This window comes from Agromyces binzhouensis, from assembly GCF_004135055.1.
Classification (GTDB): Bacteria; Actinomycetota; Actinomycetes; order Actinomycetales; family Microbacteriaceae; genus Agromyces; species Agromyces binzhouensis.
In genome coordinates this window covers 1-1,359 of sequence record NZ_SDPL01000604.1, presented here as the reverse complement: position 1 = coordinate 1,359, position 1,359 = coordinate 1, and the positions used below count along the sequence as shown (strand labels likewise).

The window sequence follows — 1,359 nt, the reverse complement described above, 5'->3', positions numbered from 1 at the left end:
CTGGCCATGGCCGCGGGCGCCTCGGTGGTCGCACTCACGCGCGGCGAGGCGAATCGGCGGCTCGCGCGCGAGCTGGGCCTCGACTTCGTGGGCGACGAGCGGGATGCTCCGCCCGAACCGCTCGACGCGGCGATCGTGTTCGCGCCGGCGGGCGGCCTGGTCCCGGTCGCCCTCGAGGCGACGACGCGCGGCGGCACGGTGGTGCTCGCCGGCATCCACATGACCGACGTCCCGTCGATGACCTACGCCGACCACCTCTTCCTCGAGCGCGACCTGCGGACGGTCACCGCGAACACGCGGGCCGACGGCGACGAGTTCCTGCGGCTCGCGCTGCGACTCGGCATCGGGCCCACGGCGACGCCGTACGGGTTCGAGCGGGCGGATGCGGCGGTCGACGACCTCCGTTCCGGGCGCGCGTCGGGCTCGCTGGTGCTCGTGCGCGACGCCTGAGCGGCGCCCGCCGGCGCTAGCGTGGAACGGTGAAGATCACGGTGCTCGCGGGCGGGGTCGGTGGAGCGCGGTTCGTCCGCGGAGTTCGCGAGGAGTGCGCACGACGGTGGCCGGCGGAGGCCGGCGCCGAACCCGCCGCCGACGGCACCGCATCGACCTCGGCCGACGTCACCGTCGTGGTGAACACCGGCGACGACCTGTGGCTCTCGGGCGTGCGCCTCATGCCCGACTTCGACTCGCTGCTCTACGCGCTCGCGGGCGTCAACGACGCCGAACGGGGCTGGGGTCGCGCGGGCGAGTCCGAGCGGGTCGCCGCGGAGCTGCGCGAATGGGGCGTCGGCTGGCCCTGGTTCACCCTCGGCGACCTCGACCTCGGCACGCACCTCGCGCGCACGTCGTGGCTGCGGGACGGGCTCACCCCCTCGCAGGTCGCCGAACGCCTGCAGCGACGCTGGCGACTCGGCGTCCGGCTGGTCCCCGCGACCGACGCCGAGGTCGACACGCAGGTGCGCATCGACCCCGGCCACCCCGATGCGGGCGGGCGCGCCGAACTCCACTTCCAGGAGTGGTGGACGCGCTACCGCGCCTCCATCCCGGCGCTCGCCTTCGCGCAGCGCGACCTCGCCGACGCCCGGCCCGCACCCGGCGTCGAGGCCGCGATCGCCGAGGCCGACGTCGTGCTCCTCGCCCCGTCGAACCCGGTCGTCTCGATCGGCACGATCCTCGCGATCCCGGGCGTCCGCGAGTCGCTCGCCGCGACGCGCGCGCCCGTCGTCGGCGTCTCCCCCATCATCGGCGGACGCGTCGTGCGCGGCATGGCCGACGCGTGCCTGTCGGCGATCGGCGTCGAGACGGATGCCGCGGCGGTCGCGCGGCACTACGGGGCCCGCACGGCGGGCGGCGTGCTCG

Annotated in this window: 2 protein-coding genes; both read left to right on the top strand. The window is 75.9% G+C overall.

The window, feature by feature from the left end; genetic code table 11:
- On the top strand, positions 1-450 hold a 450-nt coding region (locus ESO86_RS17055), incomplete at its 5' end, for a zinc-binding dehydrogenase (protein WP_165308271.1).
- A gap of 29 nt (positions 451-479) precedes the next feature.
- Positions 480-1,359: 2-phospho-L-lactate transferase (cofD, locus tag ESO86_RS17050; protein WP_129235970.1), on the top strand; the 880-nt coding region annotated here is incomplete at its 3' end.